Source organism: Marivita cryptomonadis (assembly GCF_002115725.1).
Classification (GTDB): domain Bacteria; phylum Pseudomonadota; class Alphaproteobacteria; order Rhodobacterales; family Rhodobacteraceae; genus Marivita; species Marivita cryptomonadis.
In genome coordinates, this window is record NZ_JFKD01000029.1 from 24,072 (window position 1) to 31,348 (window position 7,277).

General features: G+C 57.8%; 8 protein-coding genes and 1 tRNA gene. 2 read left to right on the forward strand and 7 right to left on the reverse strand.

Annotation, left to right across the window (positions count from 1 at the left end; genetic code table 11):
* Positions 1-42 precede the first annotated feature (42 nt).
* Entirely contained in the window at positions 43-648 is a 606-nt protein-coding gene (locus MCRY_RS20400) for a ribonuclease HII (RefSeq protein WP_085633325.1), read from the reverse strand.
* Between the two features lie 175 nt (positions 649-823).
* Between MCRY_RS20400 and MCRY_RS20405 the strand changes: the two genes are divergently transcribed.
* Together MCRY_RS20405 and MCRY_RS20410 are read left to right on the forward strand one after the other, a co-directional pair.
* Positions 824-898 (forward strand) — tRNA-Phe (locus MCRY_RS20405).
* Between the two features lie 264 nt (positions 899-1,162).
* Positions 1,163-2,437: a peptidoglycan-binding domain-containing protein gene (locus MCRY_RS20410; RefSeq protein WP_085633327.1), complete on the forward strand. Its 1,275-nt coding sequence runs from the start codon at positions 1,163-1,165 to the stop codon at positions 2,435-2,437.
* A gap of 26 nt (positions 2,438-2,463) precedes the next feature.
* Here MCRY_RS20410 and MCRY_RS20415 read toward each other — a convergent pair whose 3' ends face one another.
* The 6 genes from MCRY_RS20415 to MCRY_RS23015 form a co-directional block, all read right to left on the reverse strand.
* Positions 2,464-2,811, reverse strand: a complete 348-nt coding sequence (locus MCRY_RS20415) for a helix-turn-helix domain-containing protein (protein WP_238939415.1) — start codon at positions 2,809-2,811, stop codon at positions 2,464-2,466.
* Between the two features lie 5 nt (positions 2,812-2,816).
* Entirely contained in the window at positions 2,817-3,170 is a 354-nt protein-coding gene (locus tag MCRY_RS20420) for a type II toxin-antitoxin system RelE/ParE family toxin (protein WP_085633331.1), read from the reverse strand.
* A 100-nt stretch (positions 3,171-3,270) separates the two neighbouring features.
* The gene (locus tag MCRY_RS23010; protein ID WP_171046129.1) at positions 3,271-3,435 is read right to left on the reverse strand and encodes a hypothetical protein; all 165 of its coding nucleotides are present in this window, start codon (positions 3,433-3,435) and stop codon (positions 3,271-3,273) included.
* Between the two features lie 58 nt (positions 3,436-3,493).
* Entirely contained in the window at positions 3,494-4,606 is a 1,113-nt protein-coding gene (locus MCRY_RS20430) for a tyrosine-type recombinase/integrase (RefSeq protein ID WP_085633335.1), read from the reverse strand.
* 25 nt (positions 4,607-4,631) lie between these two features.
* Positions 4,632-5,030, reverse strand: a complete 399-nt coding sequence (locus MCRY_RS23445; protein WP_238939392.1) for a helix-turn-helix transcriptional regulator — start codon at positions 5,028-5,030, stop codon at positions 4,632-4,634.
* Between the two features lie 730 nt (positions 5,031-5,760).
* The coding region (locus MCRY_RS23015; RefSeq protein ID WP_085633339.1) for a hypothetical protein at positions 5,761-7,277 on the reverse strand (1,517 nt) is incomplete at its 5' end.

Consider the following 7,277-nt stretch of genomic DNA (forward strand, 5'->3'; position numbering starts at 1 on the left):
GTCAATTTCTTTTTTGAATCAAGTGGTTATGAATTTATCTTGTCACAACATATTGTGGACGGGCTTGAACGAACGTCTATGGTGTGGGGTTACACCAAGATTTCGAAGGGCTTCTTTGTGACACTTCGTGGGGTATCCCTGATTTTGCTCCCAGCCATAGCCGGGGTACTGTTGCGCCAAATCCCACATGATCGCATCGCGCCTTGTTTTGGCCACAATTGACGCCGCTGCGATGCTTACAGATAGGCTGTCTCCCTTTACAACAGCGGTCGCCGACAAGGTTAAATCGCGCGGCACAAGATTTCCGTCGATCAACACGTGGTCCGGGGCAACATCCAATTCTGCGATGGCGCGGTTCATCGCGAGATGGCTTGCCCGCAGGATATTGAACTCGTCGATCTCAGCAACACTTGCCAAGCCAACTCCAACATCTGCACACGTCAGGATCATTTCCAAGAGTGCTGATCGTTTCTTCGCCGTGAGTACTTTCGAGTCGTTAAGACCTTCCGGGACACTGGCGAGATCAAGCACAACCGCTGCTGCAACCACCGGCCCCGCCAACGGACCCCGCCCCGCCTCATCCACCCCGGCAATCCGGTGAGCGCCAGACAGGCGTAAATGGTCTTCGAAATCAAAGCTTGGTCCCATGCAGCCACCTTCATCATATGACGATTAAAGACAACCCGAAGCGACCACCTAGGCACCGCTGTTCATGTCGTTTTAGCTTCAATGTTTGTTTTTACGATTTAGGTCGAAAACCCACTGGACACGCCCCAAACCGTCACATAGAACGCCGCCACCTGAACGATGATCGTTCACCCGTGCCCGGGTAGCTCAGGGGTAGAGCAGTGGATTGAAAATCCTCGTGTCGGTGGTTCGATTCCGCCCCCGGGCACCAAAGTACCTCTTAGTATGAATGATATCAATGGGTTATGGGGCAAAATCGTCCCACCGTTTTCGTGTCTGGGAAAAAGTGGGACTTTTTTGTTCGTGAGACGTTCGCGTTCCGGTGCGCGAAATCGCACCCTCGGCGGCAGTCGGGGAGTCGTTCGTCTTGGAGGTTCGAGCACACTTTCTCTTACGCTCCGGGCCAGGGCACTCGCTTGCTGGTTGAGGCCTGCTGAGCTAGCCTTCCACGAAAACCGGTGTGGAGGTTTGCGAGATGATTGTCCGGCCGTTGGCTATCTTTGTTGCGCTCGTCTTCAGCGCTCCATCCCTGGCGGAGGAAAACCCGCTGCAATCGGAACTGGATGACATCGAAAGACAGCTGGTCGAGGTTGAGGCACTCACGTCTAGATACGATGGCGGCTTGATACTCGGTTTGATCGAAGCTCGTCGTGAGGCCCTGCTTCTTGCACGGACCGTTGTCCAAAACCGTATTAATGCCGAAGCAGGTGGTGCCACCATTGAAGTGGTAGTGTCGGCAATCCAAACCGATGAGCGCCGGGCCGAGCAGTTGCTGGGAGAAATGGCCGCTGCTCAAGAAAGGATAAGCCAGGCAGAAAGTGAGGCGGCAAGTTCGGGTGGGCTTGTTCAAGCGCTCGCATTGAGCCGTCTTGAGACTGAACGTCTTACGCTTGCCCAACTTCAAATGGGCTACTTGCAGGCGCGCTATGGGATTGCCTTTCCAATTGCACAGATGCCCTCTGAACAGGTTGAGACCTCTGTCATAGCTGACGAAGGGGCTGTTGAGGCGTCTGGCGCAGAAGGCCAAAGCGTGGTTTGGGCAGACCCGGGTTTTCCTAATACCGACTACACACTGCAGCCCTTTGAACAAGCGCATCGAGATGGTCATCAGATATCTGGATGGTGGACGATCGAAGCGGAAAGAGCAGCGATTGACGACAGCCCTCAGATAACCGCAGTCAACTATTCACAATACGATCCGAACAGTTTCACGGGTTTGACGGCACTTGTGGCGAGATGCTCGGAGGGCGAAACCGCATTCATTTTTGTTCAAGACGATTTCCTGATGGCCGACTTCCGTAGGAATTCCTTCGATATGACACTGCGGGTTGACGATGAAGCGGCGTTGCAAGCCCGCTGGAGCAGCTTGACGAGCAACAAGGGCGCGGGTTTGTTCGGTAGTGAAGCGGAAGCCTTCATTCGAACCCTTTATGATGCCAATCAGCTCTTCATCCGCCTTGTTGAGTCCAATGGGCAGCGGCACGATGCCGTTTTTGATCTTTCTGGCGCTCAGGCTGCATTCGAAGAAGTTGCCGGGGCCTGTGGTTGGACAACGCTTTCTCTTTCTTCAGACGATTATCGCGCAATCCAAACCTTGCTGAATGCTGGAGGCTTTGACGCAGGTACGCCGGACGGGCAATGGGGGCCAGCTTCGCAAAGGGCAATGCGTGCGTACCAAGCTTCAGTCGGATTGCCGGAAACTGGCGCACCTGATCGGGCGACCCTGGAAACACTTGGGCTCAATAATTGAGAGAGGCCCCTATGCACCTTTCGGGCTCAGGCACCTGTTTGCCGCCTGCGCCGCGGCTCGTCCGTCTCGCCTAGCCCCTCAAGCGCGACTGGAGTTTTACCAGGGAACTCGACCATCAGCTTGAGCTCGCCCCCCATCGCGCGGACATAGCTTGTCAGCGTCGAGAGCAGGAGGTCGCTCTGGCGTTCGTACTTCGCAACGGTGGCCTGCTGGACGCCGAGGGTTTCGGCCAGCTGAACCTGGGTCAGTTGCTTTGCCTTTCGCAGCTCCTGAAGCGTCAGGTACTCGGCATGCAGTCGATCCGCCTCGGCCTCGATCTTAGCGCGGCGGGCGGGGTCGAGGGTCGCCAGCTTGTCCTTCAGGCTCCGGGCCATCGTCGTCAACCTTTCCGTCTCTCCAGGTGGCGGTCGAAGCGGTCGTCCGCTCTAGCGATCAACGCCTTGTAGAACCGCTTCTCACTGCCACCCGATTTGTCTCCGCCGACGAGCAGGATCGCCTGCCGATCGGGGTCGAATGCGAAGGCGATGCGCCAGACGCCACCGGAGGCGGTGCAGCGCAGCTCCTTCATGTTGGCATGCTTCGACCCGGTCAGGGTGTCTGCATGGGGTCGCCCGAGCATGGGTCCTTCCCGCTCGAGCAGCAGCGCCCGGGCGAGGATCGCGTCCTGCACCTCTTGTGGCAGGGCATCGAATTCCGGTTCGAACTCCTCGGCAAAGGATACGGTCCACGGCATCGGGTAAATACTTCCTTGAAGCTATATAGCCTTGAGAGACTTTTTTTGCAAGAACGAGCTGAAGGACGGTGATGTCGCTTCCGCAGGCTTGGGACAAGGATCAGTCTGCGTCTTTGAGCAGTCCCTGTGCCTTTTCCGCTGCGCGAACGAGGCCGGGAATCTGTTTGCCGGGGGTATCCGTCGCTCGCTGGAATTCGGCAAATGCCTCTGGCGGGAGCGTCGAGGTTGCGCCTTCATCCAGCTTCAGTTTCTCGGTCTTGCTCATGACTGCCTCCTTTGTGTTCTTGTTGGTCGTTTCTGTCTTGGCGGGGGAAGACGGTGTATCATGGTTCGCCACCCAGAGTTTCCCCTCTTTCCGGCCCGCTTCCTTCCCGCGACAGGAGCTTTATCCCCGACGCCGCCAGCACCTTCTGGCGCGCGGCGCGGGTGTAGCGCGAGGCTTCCTTCATGGTCGTCCATCCGAAGATCGCCATCAGTTGCCGCTCGGTCGCGCCGTTCTCGGCCGCCAGAGCCGCGCCCGCCTTCCGGAGCCCGTGGGCGGAGCAATGCTTCAACCCGGCCTCGTCGCATTGCTTGCGGAACCAGTTGCCGAAGCCGTTCGAGGTGAAGGGCTTGCCGAAGGCCGTGACGAGGAAGGCGAGATTGCCGGTAGGCGTGGCGTCGAGCACGGTCTTCAACTCTGGCAGGACCGGGATGGAGAGGGTGACGGGCTTGCGCTCGCGGTTCTTGGCCTGAGTCAGGGTGATCCAACCCTCCTTGATGTGCTGCGGCCCGAGCCTGACGATGTCCGACCGCCGCTGACCGGTATAGAGCATGAGCGCGAGCGCCAGCCGCGGCTTACTGCCGATCGGGTGATGGTCTTCGAACTGCCGGACCTCCTCCATCGTCCAGGAATGGAAGCCGTCGCCCTTGGCCTTGAGGTAGGGCACGTCACGGGCCGGATTGCGCTGCGCCAGCTCGTACTCGACCGCGAAAGCATAGACCTGCCGCAGCGCCTTGACGAATCCATTCGCCGCCTCCGGCCTGTCCGCCATCTCGTCGCGCATGCGCCGGACGTGGCGAGGCTCCATCAACGCGTAGGGTTTCGATCCGTTCTTCTCGCAAATCCGGTCGAGGATGCTGCGCCGGACATACTTGGTACGATCACCCAGCCGTTGGTATTCAGCCGAGACGTAGTACTGTTCGCAGAGCCACTTGAAGCTGCCCCTCGCGCCACGCCGCTCGAGCGGTCCGGCCGGCGCGCGCGGCGTCGCCCCCATCATCGCGGCGCGGTATTCGGCGAGGAAGTCCTCCGTTCCCGGCTGGCTGCGCAGCCGCACCTTCAGGTGCCCGGGCCGCCGCAGGTAGACGCGCACGTTCCCGTGCCGGTCGGTATCCTCGATAACGTGCTTCAGGCGGATGCTGCCCGAGCCGTCTCTCATCCTGAATGTGAGCATGGCACACGCTGCCTTTCGTCAGCCGTCAGTCGTCCCAGGGATTGTGGTCGGAGTGATCCCCATCAGGGATCAGCTCGAACGCCCGGTCAAGTTTTTTCCGGTCCCAGACGGTGCGGGCATTGATCCGCTTGGGCGGCGGCATGCGCCGGTCGCGGACCAGGTGATCGAACAGCGTGGGCGAGACCCCGATATAGGCCGCCGCCTCGGTCCGCGAGAGACCGCGGGGCGCTAGAGTGGGCGGCAGGATGTCGGGACGCTTGGGCATGGGGCGATCGGTTGGGGTTTCGGGTGCCTCGAGGATGCCGGAAAGGGAGGGGGGAACGAAGCCAAGAACGGGCGGAGTAGACCTGTGGCGGGGAATGACAGGCGGGAGGCGGGTGTGGTGTTGCTGAGCGGTGTTCTGGCTGGGTTGGGGTAGTTGCATTTTTTCGTGGGATCGGCGCAGCGCCGCGCGGAAAATAACTTCACGTCAGTGGGTTGGTACTATTGATGCTTCAATAGCCGTGTGACTGCGGCGGATATTCTCTCTGAACAACAGCAACTTGAGGTGGCCATGCGGCACCTCTTTTATCTCGCGCTCCCATTGTTGAGCCCGAGATGCCACCTCCCAATGCTCGAAGTTGTCGCGTCTTCAACCGAGCAGGCGCCAAGAGCAGGTTTCCGCAGTGTGCATACCAGCGGTCTGAAAACACTGCAAATTTGCAGGAAACCTGCACACGACCGATTTGCATGCACGCGAAAACGCTAGTCACGTCAGTGACTTGCGGCATTTGTGGCAGGCGCTTTTATCTTGCCCATTTCCCGTAGCGCTGCAGTCCGAGGGCTTCTACTTTGCCGTTTGCTCGCGATTGCATCCTGGCCTTCGATGTCGTGCGAAGCGGCCAGTTGGTTTGACTGATTGCCAGAATGGAGCGTTCAAGGCGCCGGAAGTGTCCAAAGAGAGTGCAACTGGGGTGCAGCGTCTTTGCCAAAGGACTACCGCTCGGCAGCTTGTATTTTTTGCCGAAGTAACGATTGCGGGCCTAGCCTCGAGCCGTTCGGCGGGCTTGTAGCCGAGGATTGAGAGCCAAACTTCGTCAAGAAAGGGCCCCAAAGCTAGAGATTGAGCCTGGCTCCGGTGACCGTCAACCTGCAGCCCCGAGGTGGTCGCGTATCTACTCGTTCGCGGTAACTGAGTAATTGATCCCTTTCACCGAAAGCAGCAGTTCTGAACGTTCCTCCATGATGGCGTTGGCAATACTCTGCAACCAGGCGACCATCGTTTCCAAATCCATTCTTTCGCCGGTGTCTGGATGCTCCCATTGCCGCGGTTCACGCATACAGATTAAAAGGCAGCCAACTCGACATCGCTCATGGTTCAGATAACGCCCCACGAGTTGGTCGATCAAAGCATCTCTCAGTTGGCTTCCGCTCCATCGATGTCTTGCGTCATCTAACTTCGCTTCTACAGATGCGTATCGGTCCAAACCGGCTGCGTGCAATCGGATGTCTGTTCGCTTTTCAGCAATTGCGACGGCTTCTTGTGTGACACTGTATGCACTTCGAGCGTTCTGGGTCAGCCAGTAGGAAAGAAATTGACGTAGCTCTGTTTCGCCTTCCACCTTTCGCAAAGTTGCTACAGTTGTCTGCTCGTCGTTAAGCAGGTGGTGTTCAAAGTCTGCTAGCCTGTGATTCATGACCGCAAATAGTGACGGGTCATCATAGGCACGGTAGTTTCGCTCTTGGTCGAATGTTCGGAATGCCGAGGCATTCATGGCCTCGGGTTCCGATATGTTCGCCGCTAACTCTGTAGCCATCTGTTTCAAACGGTCAGTCAGATGCGCGAATTCGGGCATCGCGGATAATTCGTAAAGCACCGACAGCGTTCTCGGCGACTTCGTGGAAGTAAGGGTGCTCAGAAGGTAACCGCGTGCTTCCTCAGCGTGGTCGCGAGTGTTCGGTGTAAAGGTGCCTTCATGGTGCTGATCCTCTTGCGGGCGCACCGTTTGGTAGGCTCTTATGACCAGCTGGGTCAACAAATCGAGGCGACGGCCATTCTCCACCCCATCAAAACTCGGTTGCCCGCCCCAGTGGCGATCACCGAAGATCGCGGCAAGTATTGAAATTGCAGCTTCTCGGGACTCTTGCGTTGATAAGTCAGCGGTCGCTGCCAGCACCGCTTCGCACCCTTGCTCTAGGCTCAGTTGGGTCAACATTTTCAGCCAGAACCGCTGGCTTTCAGCAGTGATTTGGTTGGATGTGTCGATATGATTTTGGATCGCTCCAACGGCATTCGAAATGGCCTCATCCGTGCCATGGCCAGCAATCAGTTCGAAGGCGTACTTAAGGTCGGTCTGGGTATTCTGCCCCAGCGCATTCTCAAATCCCGGTAGGCTATCTGTAGCCGCTGCGGCTGCGATGTCGCGCATGAATAGTGTGCCATGGTGGAGTGCGTCATGCAAAATGGGTGCACGTCCTACCTCCATAAGGTTTGCGAGCTGTCGGTTGATTTCAGTACCAATGACTTCTTCGATGGCGTGCGGGTGGGCCGCTTCCAGCTGCGGCAGGAAGGCTCCGAAACCGTTCAGCTCCAATGTTGAAATGCGCGTCGCCCTTACTGCTTCATCATGCGAAAGGACTTCGGCCCAATTCGCGGTCTCAGCCTCGCATTTCAGCGCAGCAAGTGCCATAA